This window comes from Candidatus Paceibacterota bacterium (assembly GCA_028711505.1).
Taxonomy (GTDB): Bacteria; Patescibacteriota; Minisyncoccia; order JAHISW01; family Tagabacteraceae; genus JAQTSC01.
Window position 1 is genome coordinate 47,499 of record JAQTSC010000001.1, and the last position, 20,091, is coordinate 67,589.

General features: G+C 41.7%; 15 protein-coding genes and 2 tRNA genes. 11 read left to right on the forward strand and 6 right to left on the reverse strand.

Annotated elements, in window-relative coordinates; genetic code table 11:
* Positions 1 to 307: 307 nt before the first annotated feature.
* The 4 genes from PHC85_00195 (at position 308) to PHC85_00210 (ending at position 3,140) form a co-directional block, all read left to right on the forward strand.
* The gene (locus tag PHC85_00195; GenBank protein ID MDD5032530.1) at positions 308 to 1,408 is read left to right on the forward strand and encodes a reverse transcriptase domain-containing protein; all 1,101 of its coding nucleotides are present in this window, start codon (positions 308 to 310) and stop codon (positions 1,406 to 1,408) included.
* A 321-nt stretch (positions 1,409 to 1,729) separates the two neighbouring features.
* Entirely contained in the window at positions 1,730 to 1,888 is a 159-nt protein-coding gene (rpmG, locus tag PHC85_00200; GenBank protein ID MDD5032531.1) for a 50S ribosomal protein L33, read from the forward strand.
* Between the two features lie 11 nt (positions 1,889 to 1,899).
* Positions 1,900 to 1,970 (forward strand) — tRNA-Trp (locus tag PHC85_00205).
* A 243-nt stretch (positions 1,971 to 2,213) separates the two neighbouring features.
* Positions 2,214 to 3,140, forward strand: a complete 927-nt coding sequence (locus tag PHC85_00210; protein MDD5032532.1) for a hypothetical protein — start codon at positions 2,214 to 2,216, stop codon at positions 3,138 to 3,140.
* Positions 3,141 to 3,197: 57 nt separating this feature from the next.
* On the opposite strand, the gene miaA is transcribed toward PHC85_00210, so the two are convergent.
* On the reverse strand, positions 3,198 to 5,258 hold the full coding sequence (gene miaA, locus PHC85_00215) for a tRNA (adenosine(37)-N6)-dimethylallyltransferase MiaA (GenBank protein MDD5032533.1): 2,061 nt from the start codon (positions 5,256 to 5,258) through the stop codon (positions 3,198 to 3,200).
* 57 nt (positions 5,259 to 5,315) lie between these two features.
* Positions 5,316 to 5,402: transfer RNA gene (locus PHC85_00220), tRNA-Leu, on the reverse strand.
* 101 nt (positions 5,403 to 5,503) lie between these two features.
* Here PHC85_00220 and PHC85_00225 point away from each other — a divergent pair.
* Positions 5,504 to 6,667 carry a ParB/RepB/Spo0J family partition protein gene (locus tag PHC85_00225; GenBank protein MDD5032534.1) on the forward strand — a complete coding sequence of 388 codons (1,164 nt, stop codon included), beginning with the start codon at positions 5,504 to 5,506 and terminating at the stop codon, positions 6,665 to 6,667.
* Here PHC85_00225 and PHC85_00230 read toward each other — a convergent pair whose 3' ends face one another.
* A complete protein-coding gene (locus PHC85_00230; protein MDD5032535.1) occupies positions 6,668 to 8,119 on the reverse strand; it encodes a RelA/SpoT family protein in 1,452 nt (483 codons plus the stop codon).
* Between the two features lie 92 nt (positions 8,120 to 8,211).
* Here PHC85_00230 and PHC85_00235 point away from each other — a divergent pair, with 92 nt between their 5' ends.
* Complete coding sequence (locus tag PHC85_00235) at positions 8,212 to 8,571, forward strand: hypothetical protein (protein ID MDD5032536.1); 360 nt, start codon at positions 8,212 to 8,214, stop codon at positions 8,569 to 8,571.
* 40 nt (positions 8,572 to 8,611) lie between these two features.
* Here PHC85_00235 and topA read toward each other — a convergent pair whose 3' ends face one another.
* Both topA and dprA read right to left on the reverse strand, forming a co-directional pair.
* The gene (gene topA / locus PHC85_00240) at positions 8,612 to 10,735 is read right to left on the reverse strand and encodes a type I DNA topoisomerase (GenBank protein MDD5032537.1); all 2,124 of its coding nucleotides are present in this window, start codon (positions 10,733 to 10,735) and stop codon (positions 8,612 to 8,614) included.
* A 1-nt stretch (position 10,736) separates the two neighbouring features.
* Positions 10,737 to 11,801, reverse strand: coding sequence for a DNA-processing protein DprA (dprA, locus tag PHC85_00245; GenBank protein MDD5032538.1), 1,065 nt, complete (start codon positions 11,799 to 11,801; stop codon positions 10,737 to 10,739).
* A gap of 312 nt (positions 11,802 to 12,113) precedes the next feature.
* On the opposite strand from dprA, the gene PHC85_00250 reads away from it, so the two are divergent.
* The 5 genes from PHC85_00250 (at position 12,114) to PHC85_00270 (ending at position 18,197) form a co-directional block, all read left to right on the forward strand.
* A complete protein-coding gene (locus PHC85_00250) occupies positions 12,114 to 13,319 on the forward strand; it encodes a hypothetical protein (protein MDD5032539.1) in 1,206 nt (401 codons plus the stop codon).
* Positions 13,320 to 13,392: 73 nt separating this feature from the next.
* Positions 13,393 to 14,910 (forward strand): hypothetical protein, encoded by a 1,518-nt coding sequence (locus PHC85_00255; GenBank protein ID MDD5032540.1) that lies wholly within the window; start codon positions 13,393 to 13,395, stop codon positions 14,908 to 14,910.
* A 107-nt stretch (positions 14,911 to 15,017) separates the two neighbouring features.
* Positions 15,018 to 16,283: a serine--tRNA ligase gene (gene serS, locus PHC85_00260; protein MDD5032541.1), complete on the forward strand. Its 1,266-nt coding sequence runs from the start codon at positions 15,018 to 15,020 to the stop codon at positions 16,281 to 16,283.
* A gap of 82 nt (positions 16,284 to 16,365) precedes the next feature.
* Positions 16,366 to 17,181, forward strand: a complete 816-nt coding sequence (locus PHC85_00265) for an FtsQ-type POTRA domain-containing protein (protein ID MDD5032542.1) — start codon at positions 16,366 to 16,368, stop codon at positions 17,179 to 17,181.
* Entirely contained in the window at positions 17,172 to 18,197 is a 1,026-nt protein-coding gene (locus PHC85_00270; protein ID MDD5032543.1) for a CapA family protein, read from the forward strand. The genes PHC85_00265 and PHC85_00270 overlap by 10 nt, the downstream gene beginning before the upstream one ends.
* 57 nt (positions 18,198 to 18,254) lie before the next feature.
* Here the strand turns inward: PHC85_00270 and PHC85_00275 are convergent, their stop codons facing one another.
* Complete coding sequence (locus PHC85_00275; protein MDD5032544.1) at positions 18,255 to 20,072, reverse strand: glycosyltransferase family 39 protein; 1,818 nt, start codon at positions 20,070 to 20,072, stop codon at positions 18,255 to 18,257.
* Between the last annotated feature and the right edge of the window lie 19 nt (positions 20,073 to 20,091).

The following is a 20,091-nucleotide window of genomic DNA, read 5'->3' on the forward strand; positions in this document are numbered from 1 at the left end:
TGCATTGTTCCGTTTTCTTCGTTTTTTGACCTTTTAACTTAATGGTAAAGATTTGTTAAAAATAGCCGACTTTTTTATGCCCCGTATCTGTACGTTTGGAAGAACGTGCATTATAGGGCATATATTTAAGGTTATTTTCAACAAAAAAGCCCCGTATAGGGGATATGGTAAGTAAAGCATATTTGGGCTAAAAATGCAATACTTTGTCAATGCGACCCGGAAAGCTTTTTCGGTTGCTTTTTTCAGCCTGTCTGTGCTAAATTGGCGCCAGAAATATAAACAATATATTAAGAAAGGAGGTTGCGGCATGGTCTTTGACATTCTTGGAGCATTAGAAAGAAAAATAGAAAGAGCGGTTGGCAGAGGCGACCCTGAGCCACGGTATGATGTTTTTTACATAAAAGACAAAAATCTGCTGGCGGGTTCGGCAAAACGCAGAAAAATCTCTGCGCCTAACAAAACAATGCTAACTTTGGGCCGGAATTTTTACGGGCTATTAAGACTTCGGCTGGCGCACGAAGAAATAAAATTTCCCTTTGCCGCAGCCGTGTTTCCTGGAAACAATCCTTTAAAAAATGTTTTACGGCACGCGAGGAAAAGAAACAGATATTTTTATCTTCTGGACATTAAGGATTTTTATCCTAACACCAATGTGGAACAAGTCGTTCGCATCCTGCGTGAGGTTGTTCCTTCTTTTGCCGAAGAAAATAAATTAAGAGAATTTTTACTGAAGTATTGTTTTTATTCCGAAGATGGCTCTCTCCGTATTGGAGGAGCGGCTTCGCCTGATTTGGCAAATTTGGTTTTGGTGCGCTTAGTCGATGAAGAAATGGGGAAACTTTGCTTAAAATACGGCATGACATATTCTCGTTATCTTGACGATCTGATTTTTTCGTCCAAAAGGCGCTTAGGAAAACAAAAAAGGGAAGCCATAAGAAGAGTGATTGAAAAATCTGGTTTTAAAATAAATCATCGGAAGATAGTGATTGCGGACACGAAAAAAACTCCGATAACAATCACGGGAATCGGAATCGCAGAGGGAGGAAGGCTTTTTGTAAGAAGAGGATTTTTGAAGAGAATCAATGGCCTGATACATTTGATAGAAAAAGGGGGTTGCCTCCAAATTCAGCTTTGTTTCCGCTTTGTACCAAAAAAACACAGAGAGCCGGATCCTGTGATTCTTGTTAAAGGGCTGATGTCGGCTTTTTGGAGCACTATTCCCGTTAATGGCCGATGGTTGAATCAATTGGAAATAAAAACAATAGAGAATTTTTTGGTTTTTTCTTCAAAATACAGAGGGAGGAAAAAAGGGATAACCAAGGTTGAAAAAAGCATGAAGAAGTTGTTAAATGAAATTGTCTTCATAAGGCAGGGTTTGGAGGCAACCGGACAAGGTACAGCTTCTTGAAGTTTAAAAAACATCCATTACTCAAGTAATGGGTGAGGAAAGTCCGAACGGGCTTTTCCTGTTAGGCTAGTCTCCTTCTCCTTTTTATGTTCCCGTAGCCGATATTTTTTTGGTTTTGTGCGCGAGACTACGAGTAATATTTCCACTAATGGAGACCGCGCCTTCAGCGAAATTGCGATGACCTTTGTCTGTAAAACCAAACCCTTGCTGAAAAATACGCTCACTTTTGTGGGCTAAAATAAAAAGGGCCGTTTTGCGGCCCTTTTGCTCTGTTATAAAAACACATTGAAATTTTCTAATAATTTGATATATTAAGTTGATATGACTCAAGAAAAACTTATAAAACTCGTTTGTTCCAAGTGCAAAAGAACCAACTATTGGACGCGAAAAAACAAGAAAAAAGTTGAGCGTAAAATAGAGCTCAAAAAATATTGCAAATGGTGCAAGGTGCATACACCGCACAAAGAAGGGAAGAAATAATTTTCCTTTCTGCGGGCTTGGTATAATGGTATTACAACGGTCTCCAAAACCGTTAACGGGGGTTCGATTCCCTCAGCCCGTGCACGAAACAAAAGAGAGCGGCTTAATGCCTCTCTCTTTTGTTTCGTAATACAAGAGCATGGGGGGAATCGAAGGCCGGACCCCGAGCTTGTCGAGGGGGAGGCGGGGTTTTAGACAAGAGATTTTATAGAGGCATTGATAAAAAGAGGCAAAAATCTATACTAAACATAAAGATGAAGGTTTGATCGGCTATATTTCCAATATCGCACCATGATTTTCGCTTATTTGTGTTTGTCGATATAATATGTCTGTTTATTTTTTCCAAAATAAAAAATTTCCTAAAGATTCAAGCTTCAACAGTGAAAAAGGGGTAGCTTTTGAGGTTGAAGGAATTTTTGTAGCATCTGCACTTGATAGAGATCTGATAATGTGTGATGATTCTACCGGCAAAACTCTTAAAGATTGGGTTGAAAAATGTTTTGGCGATACTTGTCCTGTCGAATCAGACTATGTACCTGGTACTTTTTATAAAAGAATTTGGAGGCCTGTTGTTTCTGGGGGGAATTTTTATAAAGCTATTTCCCAAGAAAGGCTAAATGAATCCTTTGTGTCTTTGAAAATATTACTTGATAGGCTAGAAGAGTTGTTTGAAACCGTGGAACCAACAGAAGAAAATAAAAAAGTTTACGGATATAAAATAAGAGAAATTATTCTTCTTGCGTGCACGGAGGTAGAATCATCTTGGTCAGCGATTTTGAAAGAAAACCAATACTTATCAAAAAAAGGTTATTTTACAACTAATGATTATGTTTTTCTTGCCAGACCGATGCTTTTAGATAGCTATGAGTTATCGTTGCAATCGTATTTAAATTTTTCTTCCTTTAATCCTTTTGAAAACTGGAATTCTGATCAACCGACAAAATCGTTATCTTGGTATGATGCATATAATTATACAAAACACGATAGAGAGAAAAATCTTAAGTATGCTACTTTAGAAAATGCTATAAAATCGGTAGGATCAGTGATTGTGATGTTTCATGCGCAATTCGGTTTTAATTTCGGCGCTTTTGATAAAAAACTTGATATTATCAGGAATGTTTTTCGTGTAGTCGCAGTGGGATTGAAAAAATACGAAAAAGAATACTACATACCAAAGTTTAAGCTTGAAAGGCATCAGCCAATTCCTACGGGGGAATGGAGTGGGATTAATTATTCTTTTGTTGATTACTGAGTGTTTGATAATATTGTTAATTCCGTATAACAATCGCGCTAATTCGTTACCGTGAATTCAGAGAAACCCTTCTACCAATTTTATTGCTTCGTTTCTATTTTTATTCCCTTCGACTTCGCTCAGGGCAAGCCACTTCGTTTCCGGAGCGAATTTCTTAAACCACGTTATCTGGCGTTTAGCATATTGCAAAGTGTGTGTTTTAATTTTTTCTATTGGGTTTTTGTCTAACCATTCTTTATATCCAATCGTGTTTTTTAAAATTTTTGTCCAGCCGTATTTTTTGACAAGTTTTTCAACTTCTTTTTCAAGACCCTTTTTTATCATTGCATCTACCCTGTCGCATACCGCTTTTTCAAGCTGTTTTTTATCTTTCTTTATTCCCAGCCATAAAATATCGTATTTTTTGCTGTTCGTTTCAAGCGCGGGCACTTTGCCGAGTTTTTCGGCTATTTCAATTGCGCGCACAAGCCGGCGCGGATTGTTTTTGTCTACTTTTTCAGCCCGTTCCGGGTCCAGTTTTTTAAGAATTTCAAAAAGTTCAGCCACGGATTTTTTCTCAAGTTTTTTACGCAGGTTTTTATCAGGCACAATTTCCGGAATCTCCGGTCCCAAAAGCGTTTGAATGTAAAAACCTGTCCCTCCGCAGATTATCGGAATTTTTCCGCGCGATACAATTTCTTTAATCGTTTTTTCCGCAAGCCGTTTGAAATCGGAAGCGTTGAATTCTTTTTTTGGAACACAAACATCAAGAAGATGGTGGGGAATTCCTTTCATCTCCTTTTTCGTGATTTTTCCGCTTCCAATATCCATTCCTATATAAATCTGCCGTGAATCCGCCGAAATAACTTCGCCATTGAATTTACAGGCTAGCTCAACAGCCAAACTGCTTTTGCCTGACGCTGTCGGTCCGATAACGCAGATTATTTTTGGCTTGGCAATTTCTCCTTCAAGTTTCCACGGGCCGGTCTTTGCGATTTTTACCTTGGCGAATTCGCCGATTTTTGCACCAGCCGTGTTTTTTATTTCAACGACTTTATTTCCTTCCGAGCGGCCAAAAATTCTGCCGTCTTTTGTTTTTTCCGTTAAAACTTCAATGGTTTTTCCGAGAAATTTTTTATTGTTTAACGATGCCGTTTTTATAAGAATTTTGTTAAGCTCGTTTTTCCGCCGTCCCTTTTCTTTTTTTGAAATATCGTCTTTCATTGTCATTGCAGCCGCCGTGCCCGATCGGCTGGAGTATTCCGAAAGAAAAGCCATGTCAAACTTCAGTCTTTTAAAAAGGTCTAGAGTATTTTTGAATTGTTTTCGCGTCTCGCCCGGGAATCCGACAATGGCGTCTGTTGAGATAGCGATATCCGGCATTGTTTTTTTGATTTTAGAGTCAAGGAGAAAATATTCTTCGGCCGTGTAGTTTCTGTTCATCTTTTTTAGGATTTCATTATCTCCGGACTGTAGGGGCAGGTTTATGTAGCGCGGAAAATGTTTTAATGAGGCAAGAGTTTTTATAAGTTCGTCTGAAAAATCGTGGGGATGCGGGGAAGTGAACCGCAGCCAAAATTTGCCCGGAATTTTATCCAGTTTCCTAAGAAGTTTTGGAAAATCTGTTTTTCTGAATTTATATTTGTTGACCGCCTGTCCGAGAAGCCAGATCTCTTTATGTCTTTTTTGAACAAGACCCCGGACTTCGGAGATTATTTCTTTATCCGGGCGCGATTTTTCCCGTCCGCGAGTGAAAGGCACCGCGCAGTATGTGCAAAAATTATCGCAGCCGGACATTATCGGAATTTGAGCGGTTATTCCGTTGTTGTGAACCGGAACCTCGTCAAAATATTCTTCCGGATTCCATATTTCCGAAACTTTATTCTTGAGCTTTTTTTTATCCGCTTCAAGAACGCAGCCCGTAAGAATTATCTTTCCGCCTTTTTTAGAGAATTTATTTATTTTTCCGTAAACGCGGTCCATTGCCGATTGCCGCACGGAGCATGCGTTTACCACCAGGATATTCGCTTCTTTTTCGTCTAAAGTTTTTTTATAGCCCCTGTTTTTTAAACGAGTTTCTATTCTTTCCGAATCGGCTATATTCGCTTGGCATCCGTAGGTTGCGATAAAATATTTCATTTAAAATATGGTAGCAGAAGCTTGTCAGGCAAAAAATGCCCATAAAAGTTTTTTTGATGGTGGGCATGGTGGGAGTTGAACCCACACGGCCGTAAGACCATACGATTTTGAGTCGTACGCGTATGCCAATTCCGCCACATGCCCTCTGTGCACAAATATAGTATTTTTTTGCCGCTTTTTCAACCTTTTTTCTTGATTAGCCGATTTTATTTTTGTATAATTTTATTAATCATAATTTTATCATCATGCCGAATCCATTTTTTCCACCTCGAATAAGAAAAGAAAGCGGAGTTTTTTTGGTTGAAGTCCATAAGATAAAACCCAACTCAATGCAGCCCCGCCGTTTTTTTGACGAAGAAAAACTTCATGAACTTGCGGAATCCATAAGGCAATACGGCGTTCTTCAGCCGCTTGTGGTTATCAGGCAGGAAACGGAGCTTCCTCATGGCACCTCCGTTGAATATGAAATAATCGCCGGAGAGAGAAGATGGCGCGCGTCGCAGCTTGCCGGGCTTACTCAAGTGCCGGTCATTATCCGCGAAGAGCCGTCAGAAAAAGTTAAACTGGAAATCGCGCTTATAGAAAACATACAAAGAGAAGATTTAAATCCCCTGGAACGCGCGATAGCTTTCAAGCAGCTTGTTGATGATTTTAAAATGAGACATCACGAAGTCGGCACAAAAGTTGGCAAAAGCAGGGAATTTGTCTCAAATTCCATACGGCTTCTAAGCTTGCCTGAGGAAATACAGGAAGGTTTGAAACGAGGATTAATCAATGAAGGGCATACCAGGCCGCTTTTGAGCTTGTCCGGTTTTGACGAAGAACAAACAAGCCTTTACAAAGAAATTATTTACAGAAAAATGAATGTAAGGGAAGCGGAGGCCGCGTCGCGGCAGATAGTGAAAGCCAGAGGGCTCAGAAAGGGAAAAGCGATTTCGCGCGACACGGAGATAGTTCTTTGGGAGAATCGTCTTTCGGACGCTTTTGGCACAAGAGTTTTCGTTGAACCTCGCGGTCCCGGCAAAAGAATTTCCATAGAATTTTTCTCCGAAGAAGAATTTGGCAATTTTCTTTCAAAAATGGGAGTCGGCGCCGTCGGTGCGTCGGTTTTGGAAGGTCAGGAAAGAGAAATATCCGGTGAAAATTTTTCCGCGGATGCGATGGAAATTGTGAATGATGCGGAACCGCAGAATTTTCCTGTTGATTCGCCCGCCGAAGAGACAAGAATTTTTCTCCCTGAAACAGAAGAGATATTTTCCGAAAGGGGGATTACGGGAGACGATCTTGTTAATATAATCGGTGAAATTCCGCTTGAAGAAAATGTCAGGCCTGTTTTTGACGACACTGAGATCGTTCATGAAGAAAAAACGCCCGATGCCGGCGGTTGGTTTAAGAGGTTTACAATCTGATTATTCTTTTTTCCTTATAGCTTCCCTTATATGCTCTTTCGCCTGCGTTGTTTTCGCGAAGCCCAGCATTTTCTCGCTGGCTTTTTTGTTTTTTTGCGTGATTATTTCAACCATGTCGCCCGAAGCAAGACGATATGAAAAAGGAACTATTCGTCCGTTTATTTTTACCGATACCATTGAATTTCCAAGATCCGTGTGGATTTTGTAAGCAAAATCAACCGGAGTGGCGCCATCGGGAAGGTCTATGATGTCGCCTTTCGGGGTCAATATAAATACCCGGTCTTTGAAAAAATCTATTTTAAGCGCCTCCAAGAAATCTTCTCCGTTCTCTCCATTGTAAAATTTATCGTGCCACTCGCGCAGCTGCTTTATCCAGTTGAATTTTTTGCGGGGTTTTTCTTTGGAGTGATCGGGTTTTTGCGATATTTTATACGCCCAATGAGCGGCGATTCCTTGTTCGGCTTCATCGTGCATTTCTTGGGTTCTTATCTGGAATTCCGTCACTTTGCCTCCTTCGCAAAAGACTGTTGTATGCAAACTTTGATACCCGTTTTGCTTAGGGAGGGCGATGTAATCTTTTATCTTTCCGGGAATCGGTTTCCAGAGTTTGTGTATTATTCCCAATACCAGGTAACATTTTTCAAGAGAATCGACTATTATTCTTACCGCGGAGAGATCGTATATCATCTGCCAGTCATTGTTAAATCTTTCGAGTTTTTTCCATAAACTGTAATAATGTTTTGCCCGATGGGAAATTTCTTTAACGGAAATTTTTTCTTCGGCGAGAACCTGTTTAAGGCGGGGGGTTATTTTTCTTGAAAGAAAACGTTCCCGTTCGGAAATTTTTTCGCTTACTTCTTTTGTTATTTTCAAATATTCTTTCGGAAAAGCATATTTGAACGCCGCATCTTCTAATTTTACTTTTAGGTCTCCCATACCGAGCCTGTCGGCGACCGCCGCGTATAATTCAAGAGTTTCGTTGGCAATTCGCTTCTGCTTTTCGGAAGGATGAACGCTTAGCGTTTCAAGATTATGCAAACGGTCAAGGAGTTTTACTATGATAACTCTGATATCCTGCGCCATCGCCATGAACATTTTTCTGGCTGATTCCGCGCTCCGTTCGGCTCCGTGATATCTTACTTCGCTGGCTTTTGTTACGCTTTTTACCAAAAAAGCTATTTCTTCTCCCAATTCTCTGCGAATTTTTTTTAGCGTGCCGTTTTTTGTTTCTTCCGTATCGTGAAGAAGCGCGGCGCTTATGGCGCCGGCATCCATTTTCAATTCCGCCGCTTTTAGAGAGACTTCTATCGGATGGATTATATACGGTTCGCCGGTAATGCGTTTTTCCGATTTATGTATTTCGCTCGCGATTTCAAAAGCTTTTTTTATGATTTTTAGGTCTTCTTCGGAATAGTTTACCGGAAGTTTTTGTTTGTATTCTTCAAAATCCATTATTTTTTAATATTGACATAATATACGCCTGCGGGTAAAGTGATAGAAAATTTGGTGTTTGAAAAATATCTTTTGAGAAAGGAGAAAAGGGGATGAACGGTTTTTTGATAAGCGGTAAAGAAATCGAGAGAACTTTGGAGCGGTGGAAATACGGCGGTTTTTTGGAGAAAAATATGCCGATGGTCTCTGTTGCTAAATTTATCCGCGGGCTGCGACTTTTAGGTATTCTCTTTTTCCCTGAAAAATTGGCGAGCAAGGTGTCGGAAGGATTGCCTTTGGAGGGAGAAGAACACAAAAAAATCATCGAAGTTGCCGATGAAGTGCTGTCTTCTTTCGTGAAAACGATAAAACAAAAAAGCGGCAAAGAAATATCAAAACGGCAAGTTTGCTCGAGAGTTGCCGGGCATTGCGGTCTTTTTCCCCCGCACCTTCTCAGAGAATACACGATCTGATCCTTTTTATAAAAGGCCGGTCTCTATGACCGGCCTTTTATTATTTTTTATATCCGCATTCTTTATTCGAGCACTTGATTCCGCTCTTGAGCTCGACAAGGGGCGACTTGCATTCGGGGCAGAGTTCTCCCGTCGGTTTTTGCCAGGTGGCGAATTTGCAATTTGGCCAGAGTGAACATCCGTAAAATATTTTTCCGCGCCTTGTTTTTCTTTCCACGACATCGCCTTCTTTGCACAAGGGGCATTTCATATTAAGGGATTTCGGCGGCAGGGGTTTTGTGTTCTTGCAGTCAGGAAAACCGGAGCAGGCAAGGAAGCGTCCGAAACGGCCGTGTTTTATGACCATTGGCTTTCCGCATTCTTTGCAGACTTCATCTGTCGGTTCAGTAAGATCTTCTTTTTCCACGCTTTCGTATTTTTCCAAAAGATTTTTTTCGAAAGGTTCGTAAAATTCTTTTACAATCGGCGGATATTCCGTTTTGCCTTCGGCAATATCGTCCAAATCGCTTTCCATCTTGGCGGTAAAATTTATGTCAACAATTTTAGGAAAATGTTCAACCAAAATTCCGTTTACTTTTTCTCCTATTTCCGTGGGCACGAACCTTTTTTGCTCGTCGCGTTCCACGTAGTTTCTTGTTTCAATCGTTGAAATTATTTGGGCGTAAGTTGAAGGCCGGCCGATGCCGTTTTTTTCAAGCTCTTTGACGATAGAAGCGTCGTTAAATCGCGCCGGCGGCTGAGTTTGGTGCTTGTCCGGAATTATTTCTTTTGCCGAGATTTTGTCAGTTTTTGAAATTTCGGGAAGAATTTTTTCTTCTGCTTTTACCGGATAAACTTTCAAGAATCCGTCAAATTTGAGTATTGAACCTTTTGATTGAAAAAGATAATTTTTCCCGTCTTCGCCGTTTGCTTCTATCTTTATGTTTGTGTCTTCAAAAACGGCGTTTGCCATTTGGCAGGCGATAAACCTCTGCCATATTAAACTGTAAAGTTTGTGCTGAGACGGATTAAGGTCGTTTTTTATGGAATCGGGGGAAAGGTGCGGGTGAGTCGGCCTTATAGCTTCGTGAGCTTCCTGCGCGCCTTTTGATTTTGTTTTGAACCGGCGATATTTTTCCACTCCGTATTTTTCTCCGAAACTATTTTTGATGAAGTCGCTTGCCTGAACCAGCGCGCTTTCGGCGATATTTAAAGAATCCGTTCTCATGTAGGTTATGAGGCCGACATGCCCTCCTTCTTTTTTTAAGTCTATTCCTTCATAAAGCTGTTGGGCGAGCATCATTGTCCTTTTGGCGGAAAATTTCAGCCGTTGCCATGCCGCTTGCTGCAAGGTGCTTGTGGTAAAAGGAGGCCGAGGAGTTCTTTCAACGGATTTTTTTTCTATGTCCGTTATTTTGAATTCGCGATTTTTAAGCGCGTCTATTATTCCGTCAACTTCGTCTCCGTCCAAAAATCCCGGCTTGGGAACGGCTTTCTCGTCTATCTTCACCAAAAATCCCTCAAATTCTTCTTTCTGCCCGTCTTCTTTTTTAAAAATCACTGTTATGAGCCAATAGTCCTGCGGTATGAAATCTTTTATTTCTTTCTCGCGTTCCACTATAAGGCGCAGGGCAACAGACTGTACGCGTCCGGCAGAAAGCCCGCGCATCAGTTTTTTCCATAAAAACGGCGAAAGCTTGTATCCCACGAGCCGGTCTAAAATTCTTCTCGCCTGCTGCGCGTTTACAAGATTTATATCCAATGCGCGCGGATTTTTAAGCGCTTCTTCTATCGCCGACTTGGTGATTTCATGAAAGGCGATGCGTTCAATCGTTTTTTGCCCGACTGCCGCCGAAGCGGTTTTTTTACTTTTCTTTTTTTGTTCGTTCAGGTTCAGTGCCTGAATAAGGTGCCAGGCGATGGCTTCTCCTTCGCGGTCTTCATCGGTTGCCAGTATTACTCTTTCCGCTGTTTTCGCGGCTTTCTTCAAGAGGTTGACCTGTTTCTCGCTTTTTTTGGGAATTACGTATTTGGGTTTAAAGTCATTTTCAAGGTCTATCCCCAGGTTTCCTTTTGGCAAATCCCTAACATGCCCGTTTGACGATTCAACGGTAAAGTCTTTTCCCAAAAACCGGGAGATTGTTTTTGCTTTGGTTGGGCTTTCTACTATAACCAGGTTTTTCATTTTATTTTTTGTAAATTTTTCCTCCGTTTTCTTTTATAAGCCCTTTTATTTCCATTTGCATTAAGATAGCCATAACTTCTTTTGCTGTCAAATCGGACTCTTTTATTATTTCGTCGCGAGCTTTCGGTTCCGACAAAAGGAATATTATTTTTTCTTCATCGGATGAAAGGTTTAACCCTCCGTTTTTTTCTTCGGATTTTTCTTCAAGCCCCAAGGCAAAAATAGCGTCTTTTGCTTCTGTTACGGGCACCGCGCCCATTTTTATCAAAAGATTGGGTCCTTTCGAATTTTCGCTGAAAATGGAACCGGGCACGGCCATAACTTCTTTTCCGTATTCCAGAGCAATGTAAGCCGTTATCATCGCCCCGCTTTTTTCCGGCGCGTCTGTAACAAGAATTCCTTTTGAAAGCCCCGCCACTATTCTGTTTCTTCTTGGAAATGTGTATTTGGCCGCGCGCATTTTTAAAGGATATTCGGAAACAAGACTTCCTCCTTTTTCAAGTATCTCTTTTGCCAGACCGAAATTCGCTCTCGGGTATATGACGCTGTCGGAAAGCCCGCATCCCAAGACAGCTGTTGTTTTGAGCCCGTTTTCCATGGCGGCTTTATGAGCGATAGCGTCTATCCCGAGCGCCAAGCCGCTTACTATATTTATATCAAAACCGTTGAACCCGTGTATTATTTTTTCCGTTGCCTGTTGTCCGTATGAAGAAAATTTTCTGGTGCCGACAACCGCTAGCAAAATTTGTTTTTCGCCGGGCAGATTTCCTTTTAAATAAAGCATCTGAGGTTCGGGGAAAGTTTCCTTTAAAGAAGAAGGGAATTCGTCTTCAAGAAGAATTTTAACATCTTCTTTTTCAAGAAACTCGAATTCTTTTTCGGGATTGACGCCTTCTCTGAAATCTTTGAGCGATTCGGTTTCTCCGGCGGTTTTTATTTTTGAAAATTCCGCTTTCCATGCTTTTTCAAAAGAACCGAAACTTTTTTTGATTTTTTTCAGAGAAACGGCATCTAGCTGCGGTGATTGATTGAAAGCGTTGGCGAAGATTTTTTCCGTTTCGTTCATCTGCGTATGCTCTTTATTTTATAGTATGGAAAATCGCTGTCAAAATTTTTTGATAATTTTGATTTGATTTTTTTGACTGCTCTGCCTTTTTTTGTTTTTTCATTATTAAGGGGGATTTTTTTGAGTTCACCTAATGGGGTCGAAATAGAAACAGGGGAAGTATAAAATTTTTATTGCAGATGAAAAAATAGAAAAGGAGAGCGAAGTTTTTTAACCTTGACAACTCTTAGATAAGCGTGCTATTTTGTGGTTAGAAAAAAAGGTCAAAAAGACCATTGAAAATAAACTTTTTGAGGAAGGGAGGTGGTTTGGATGAAGCGTCAGTCGTCTACGTCTTTCGGGATGTGGCTTTCGCTTGTCGGAGTTTTTGCGGTTTTGGCATGCCTTTCTTTTGCTCAGGGGTGCACTACCCTTTTAACAGAGAAAGGCCGCGAGGAACGTGATTTGAATCTGAATTATAAAAAGGTGTTTGTCGCGGACGCCGGGATGAAAGCCTATTTCAACTGCCGTAAGGCGGGTGGAAGCAAGGAATTTTGCGAGGTTCGTTACGGTGTCTATGATGACGGCGAAGGCGGATTTTTGCCGGACGCTGAAGGTTCATATAAGTCAACTTATTCACCGGTTTCTGGCGGTTCGGTAAATTCGGTAAACCATGTTTCCAGTCGCGCGGATATTCCCCCGGTAGAAAAACGCCACTATTTAAATATCGGCGGCGATCCAGTAAATCGTTATCGGAAACTTGGTGCGGATGAGACTTTAAGTTCTCTTCCTTATGACACCGAGGTTGTTTTAGAAGGTCGGAACAGAAATTCTACCGGGTGGATACGAGGCGGAACACCGGCTGTTTATGGGCCGGATGGAAAACTACGCTGGATAAAAGCGTGCGGAAATGATGTTTTAAAAATTTTGCGGGATGCGCGGCCTTTGTCCGAACAAACCCCTGTCGTTGCAACAAAAAGAGAGGATGAAAGCAAAACTGTTTATAATCCTCCGTTCCAGTTTTTGCCGATGCCGAACCTTGGTATGGCATATCTGGATGCGCCGAGAGGAACGTGGCAAGGCAATTTGTGGGAGATGGTACCGAGAACTTACTTGGGCGCAAGCGCCAATTGGGTTTTTGGTTTGCCTGACACCAACTTCAACACTTCCGTGAACACTCAGACGGGTGTCGGAGTTAGCGCAACGGGAAGCGGCGCGGGAGCAGGCGGCGGAACAACAACGTCCGCGCCCACAACAACCACAAATACCACTTCCAGTTCCAACTCCGGATATTCAAGCTCCAATACCAGTACTTATTATTATCAGTCGCTTCCAGGGCAAACTTCTGTCGTGGCAGGTGGCGGTCCGGTTGGCGGAGCTCCGGGAAATGCCGGTTCTGGCGCCGGAGCTCCGATTGGAGGCGCTCCTACTGTTATTGTAACAACGCCTTCCTCCGGGGTAGCAATTGGCGCCGGCGGTGCTGGCGGCGGTTTTGGTGGAACTGGCGTCGGCGGACCTGTTGGCGGCAATGCTCCTTAAAAAGTTTTTTCAATAAACAATTTCGCGAGGAAAGTCTGGAAAACTTTCCTCGCGCGCATTCTTGAATTTTTAAATGCTTTGGCGTTTGAAGGTTCAAACATGCGATATCAAAATTAAATATAAAAAAACGAATATGAAAAAAATAATATTAAAAACAATAGTGCTATCTGTCGTCGCTTTAACAACGGTTGCCATGTTTTCGCCCGGTGCTTTTGCTGCGACTTTTAACACCGACCCTGCCGATTATCAAACCTTAAGAGTCGGCAATGTCACCAAACAGCCCGGGACTACAAGTTCTGGCTGGGGTACTTCTATTACCGCTACTCCCGGCGACATAATCGCAGTGGCTGTTTATTATCACAATACTTCTTTGGAAACGGCAAAAGACGTGAGGGTAAAAATTACTCCCAAAAATGACGCGGAAGGAATAAACCATGTAATTCGCGCGGAGGTATGGTCTGAAAATACCCCGATAGCTTCGGGAAGCGTTAGCATTTCTTTGTCGGAACCTCGCTCTCTTGACTATATCGAAGGTTCTGCTACTTGGAGGCCGAACCAGACTACTTACGGTTCTTCGGAGTTTCCTTTTGGTCAGGAAAAATATCATATCTTTACTACGAGCGGAATAAGAATCGGCGATATAGCCCCGGGGTGGTCCAGCCAAGGAAATGTGGTCGTTTCTTTTAAAGTGAATGAAAACGGGGGTTCGGTTTCGGGCTCAAAATTTTTATCTGTCGTGTCTTTGTCCCCGGATTCTGTCGGGCTTTATGACGCGACATTGAAAGGTTCTGTCGCTTCAAATGATACCGTTTCTGTTTCAACTTGGTTTGAATGGGGAACATCAGTCGCGCTTGGCAATAAAACCGGCGTAAAAGCTGTTTCTTTGCCGAATCGCTCTTCTTCTTTTACCGGTTACGTTTCCGGTCTTTTGCCAAACACTCTTTATTACTATCGCGCAGTCGCGAGTTCGGCTTCTGCCACAAATTATGGGCAGATATTGAGTTTTAAAACCGGATCCGGCGCCGCTACCGCTGTTGGGAAAGAAATTTCTGTCGTAAAATCCGTTGAAAACATTACGTCTCCGAACGGAACGCAAGACGAAGTTTCGGCTTTAAGGGGCGATGTTTTAAGATTTACCTTTACTTTAAAAAATAACGGAAGCGAAACTTTGAAAAACATCGAAGTAAGAGATTTGGTCTCCGAATATCTTAAATTGGTAAGCAATGATAGCGGAAATACGGATTGCGGAATTCAGAAAAAAGTCGTCTGGAAAATAGGAGAATTGAATGCGGGAGACGAAAAGAAAATTTCTCTTGATACCGTTGTTTGTTCCGAGGCTCCCTATGATGAATCCATAAAAAATGGCGGGGATACTGCCGTTGTCGAAGCTGACGGAATATTGCGTTCTTCAAACGAAACTTTTGTGAAGGTTTTTGAAGAAAGAAATTTCGGAGCCATCGGCGCGATTGCCGGACTTGGTTTTTCTTTTTCCAAATGGGCGTTGGTTTTCGGAATGCTGGTTTTGATTCTGGCGATATTTTATTGCGCGTCCAGGTTTTTAAAGGAAAGAAATTTTCAATCCGTAAAATAATTCAGTTTTAGAAATTGTTTGTCGCGTAATTTTTAGCCCGCCGCCGTTTAAACGGCGGCGGACTTTTGTTTTTGCCAACTTTTGCTTGTTTTGTTATCATAAATTCAATGCTGGATATAAAATTTATTCGTGAGAACCGAGAGCTTGTAAAAGAGGCTGCAAGAAAAAAACGTATCAATTTCAATGTTGACCGGCTTTTGGAATTGGATGAGGCCCGCCGCAAACTTCTTCAGGAAACGGAAACCATGAAAGCGGAGCAAAACATCCGTTCGGAAAGAGTGTCTAAAATTACCGACGAATCGGAAAAACAAAAGCTTATAAGCGAACTTAAAATTTTAAAAGATAAATTTGCCGCCGGCGAAAAAAATCTAAATGATTTGACGGAAAAATGGCAAAATTTGATGTTTGAAGCTCCGAATATTCCTGATTTGTCCGTTCCCGAAGGAGAAAGCGATTTGGATAACAAAGAGATAAGAAGGTGGGGAAAAATTCCGTTTTTTGATTTTACTCCCAAAAACCATTTGGAAATTTTAAAGACATTCGACCTTGCCGATTTTGAACGCGGGTCCAAGGTTTCCGGTTTTCGCGGATATTTTTTGAAAAACGAAGGAGCGCTTCTTGATTTCGCGATATGGCAATTTGTTTTTGACGAGATGGTTCAAAACGGATTTGTTCCGTTCCTCGCGCCGTCTCTAGTAAAAGAAGAAAGTTTTTTAGGCACGGGCTGGCTTCCGCAGGGTAAAGATGAAGTTTATCAAACGCAAGATAATCTTTATTTGGCAGGCACGGCAGAAGTGCCGATGATGGGCTATCATGCCGGGGAAATTTTAATAGAAGAAGAGCTTCCCAAAAAATACGTGGCTCTTTCCCCGTGTTTCAGGCGGGAGGCGGGAAGTTATGGAAAAGATGTCAAAGGGCTTTACCGCGTCCATGAATTCATGAAAGTGGAACAGATTGTTTTGTGTAAAGCGGATCACCAGGAATCCGTAAAGTGGCATGAGGAAATAACTCAAAACTCCGAGCGTATTATGCAGAAACTCGGAATACCTTACAGAGTGGTGGTAAATTGCGGGGCTGATTTGGGCCTGGGGCAGGTAAAAAAATACGATATAGAAGGGTGGGTGGCTTCGGAGAAAAAATACAGAGAAACTCATTCGGCTTCTTATTTTCATGATTTTCAGACAAGAAGGCTGAATATGCGTTATCGTTCAAAAGACGGCAAAATTTATTTCGTTCACTCGTTAAACAATACCGTTATAGCCACACCGCGAATTTTGATTTCCATTCTTGAAAACAATCAGCAAAAAGACGGCTCAATTATAATTCCCGAACCGCTGAGAAAATACATGGGAAAGGACAGGATTTTCAGATAAATTCGGCCTCGTTTGATGAGCGTTTTATAAGACATACTTGATTGTTTATGGCGTACCTTCTCCTTCGTTTTAATTTTCGTTTATGTCTTCCACACCAGGAATTTTGGCTTCAAGAAAAAGGGCAAAAAGGAAGAAACTTTTTCTTCGTCTTGCCCTTTTGTCGTTTTCGGCTTTTTCGATAATTTTTGCCGCCGCATTTTTCTTTTTTAGGGCGGAAAAATTTAGGATAACCGAAATAAAAATAAGCGGCCTTGAAAATATTTCAGAGGAAGAAATAAGAAAGGAGGCGGAATCTTTTCTGTCGGCGAACATACTGAAAGTTTTTCCGGCGAATAATTTCTTCCTCTTTTCGGAGAAAAAAACGCAGGATAAATTTCTTGCCAAATTTACCCGAGCCGTCTCGGTTTCAGTAGAAAAAGATTATCCTTCGTCGCTCAGTATAAACATAGAAGAAAGGTCTCCTGTCGCGTTATTTTGCGAGGCAGGGGGCAAAGAATGTTTTTTTGCGGATAACACCGGCTATATTTTTGAAAAAGCGCCGTTTTTTTCAGCCGGAGTCTTTTTGAAATTTTTCGACGAGAGAACGGCGGAAAATTTATCGGTAGGCAAGACTTTGCTGGAGAGAGAAGAATTTGAAAAGATGATTGGTTTCGCGAGACGAATTTCAAATTCGGTTTTTCCGATTTGCGAAATACATTTTGTTAAAGACGGCGTCTGTGAATTTTGGGACGAAGACGGAGTGAAAATTATAATTAACGAGAAAGACGATTTTAATTTGATTTTTGCCAATTTGGAAACGGCTTTTTCTGAAATTTTTGAAAAAGAAAAAAAGACGGCGAAGGATGCCGAGTATATAGACTTGCGTTTTGGCAATAAAGTTTTTTTCAAATGGAAATAAAAAAAACAAAAAAAGCGGTTTGGTCTTTAGCGGCTTTGTCCGTCGGTTTTTTAGTCCCCATGGTTTTTTTCAGCGCCATGGAAAAGCCTGCCGCTGAATTTTTGGCCGGCAGGGTACTTTCGGGATTTTCAAACAATATCGCTGCTTCTCCGGTTTTGACTCCTAAAGAGCCGTTTCTTTTGGTTTTTGTCGGCGATATAATGCTGGATAGAGGAGTTGAAAATTCGGTTTTCAAAAATGCTTCCGGAGATTTTTCCTTTCTTTTTGAAAAAGCGGGATTTTTAAAAGAGGCTGATGTCCTTTTTGGCAACCTTGAAGGAAGTGTTTCTGTTTCAGGTTCTGACCAGGGAAGCGAAATTTCTTTCCGTTTTTCTCCGGCAGTCCTTCTGGCTTTAAAATCCGCGGGTTTTGATGCCGTTTCCGTGGCGAACAATCACGCGGCTGATTGGGGCAAGGAGGCGTTTTCCGAAAGTGTCAGACTTTTGAAAAATTTTGATATTTTGCCCGTAGGAGGAGGAGAAGATAAAGATGACGCGCAAAGACCGCGAATAGTGGAATATAACGGAACCAAAATCGGATTTCTGGGTTTTAGCGATGTCGGGCCGAAATGGCTTGAAGCCGGAGAAAACAAAGAGGGCATTTTGAATGTTTCTGACGATTTTTCTTCGGTCATAAAAAAGGCTTCCGAGCAAGCCGATGTACTGGTTGTTTCTTTTCATTTTGGCGAGGAATATGAACCGGCGGCAAACGAGAGGCAGAAAATTTTATCAAAAACCGCGATTGATTCCGGAGCGAAAATCGTTATCGGTCATCACCCTCACGTGATGCAGGAATTTGAAGATTACAATGGCGGGCTGATAGCTTACAGCTTGGGAAATTTTATTTTTGACCAGAACTTTTCAGACGAAACAATGAGCGGCGCCGCTCTCGCTGTTTATATTGAAGGGAAAGAGATTACGGCTGTTAAAAAAATAGGCGTGAATATAGACCAGACCTTTCGTCCGGAGGAGAGATAGAACAAAAACTAAGACCGCCCCGGCAAGATGCCGGGGCGGTCTTAGTTTAGATTTTTGTTAAAACTTATACACGTCTATTGATGTCCCCGCGCGGAAGACCGGAGTTTTTCCCAGTAGCCACGGATAAGTATCTTCAAATTTTTGTTTGAAATTTTTTACCGGTACTGCGTGTCCTCCCTGCAGAAATGTGTGCGAAATGGCGAACCAGCTGCCCTCAGAAGGTTCTCCTTTTGCCGACCACCACTGCTCGTACCTTTCACCAAAATAATATTTTGGATTTCCTCCGCCGAAATAATCAATTCCTATTTTTTTTATTTGGTTTTTGTCGGCAAAATCCTTGAGCCGTTTTAAATCCTGCCCCCAATCGTAATTTGAGTCAACGGCGATTTTATAGCCGTTTTCCGTTCCGCCCCCCAAGATGTTGAAATAAGAAAGATAATAAGGATAAGTTGCTATCGCGGAAATAATCATCCAAAGAAGCAGTATTAGCAGCAAAGCGCCCCTTTCAACCGGCCTTAAATACTTCATAAAAAATTCTTTTATCTTTTCTTTAAAACTTCTCGGTTCCGAAAACGGCGGCGATTTTATCCATTTTATGGTTTGTCTCGCGACCAAAAGATAAATGAAGGGGAAGGTCGGAAGCACGTGCCTTACTCCTATGTTAAGAGGGCTTGATATTGCTTGAAACCAATAAACCGCGATAAATATAAAACTTGCCGTAAGCGCGAAATTTTCTCTAAGCCATGCGCATGTTTTTTTGAAACTTTTATTTTTGCTTAAGATGATGTTTTTCAACCCAATTGCCATGGCCAAAAGAGTTAAAATGTGCAGAACAAGGTGTTCTTTAAAAAGATATAGCAAAGGAAAATATGAAGGCCACCCCGCCGCTGAAACTTCACCCATAAAATAAGTGGTGTTTCCTCCGGATGCTCGCTGAACAACCATAAGAAGACCGACAAAATATTGGCCGATAGACCTGAATATCGGATTTCCGCACATCCAGACAGCGGCATCCACAAGCGGCCTTATCCCGAAGGAAGAGAGGTTAAAAACGGCGTCACTTACTTGCCGTTCTATCGGATAATTCCAAACGTGAAAAACATAAACCGGCCATATCACAAAAAGTCCGATGATTCCTATCAAAATAGTTTTCGCGATAACGGACAGCTCTTCTTTCAAGAATTTTTTCCAATAAAAATTGTCTATGTTTTTTAAAAATACCCATGACACTCCGAAGACGGCGTATAGCGGCGCGAGAAGCACAAGCGAGAATTTTAAAAGCTGGGCAACTCCGAATGCCGCGCCCGCGATAATCAGGCTTTTTTTGTCTCCGCGGAAAAGGAAATTGAGATAAGCGCTTATTCCTATGAAAAAACCAAAGGCCGCGCCAAGGTCAGTGGTAACATAGCGCGAGTGCGCCAGAAATGTCGGTGAAAAGCAGAAAAAGAAAAGGGCAAGAAGCGCCACTCTGTTTCCGTAAAGTCCTTGTATCAATTTGAAAAAAAGCCAGCCGAAAAGAACCGCGAGAATCATTATGGGCAGCCGGGAAAAAACGATTATGTTGTCGGCATTGTTTCCCGATTCATAAATGAAAATTCTTCCCATGTCCCATTGTCCGTTTATATATTCGCTCCATGCGGCCGCGTTCGTGGGAAAATTCAAATTTAAAAATAAAAGGGGGATAGCGGAGAGGTCTTTTATCAGGGGCGGATGCTCCGGGTTCAGACGATAATCTTTTTGCGAAAGATACGAATATCCCGAAGGTATATGCGCAAGCTCGTCCATGGTGGCGGAATCGCCCAGCGCGGAAGTAAAAATAATGCCGAACATCGCGAGAAGCATTAACCCTGCCGTGAAATTCACTATTTTTTTCATAATTTTTTTAGATTAATAA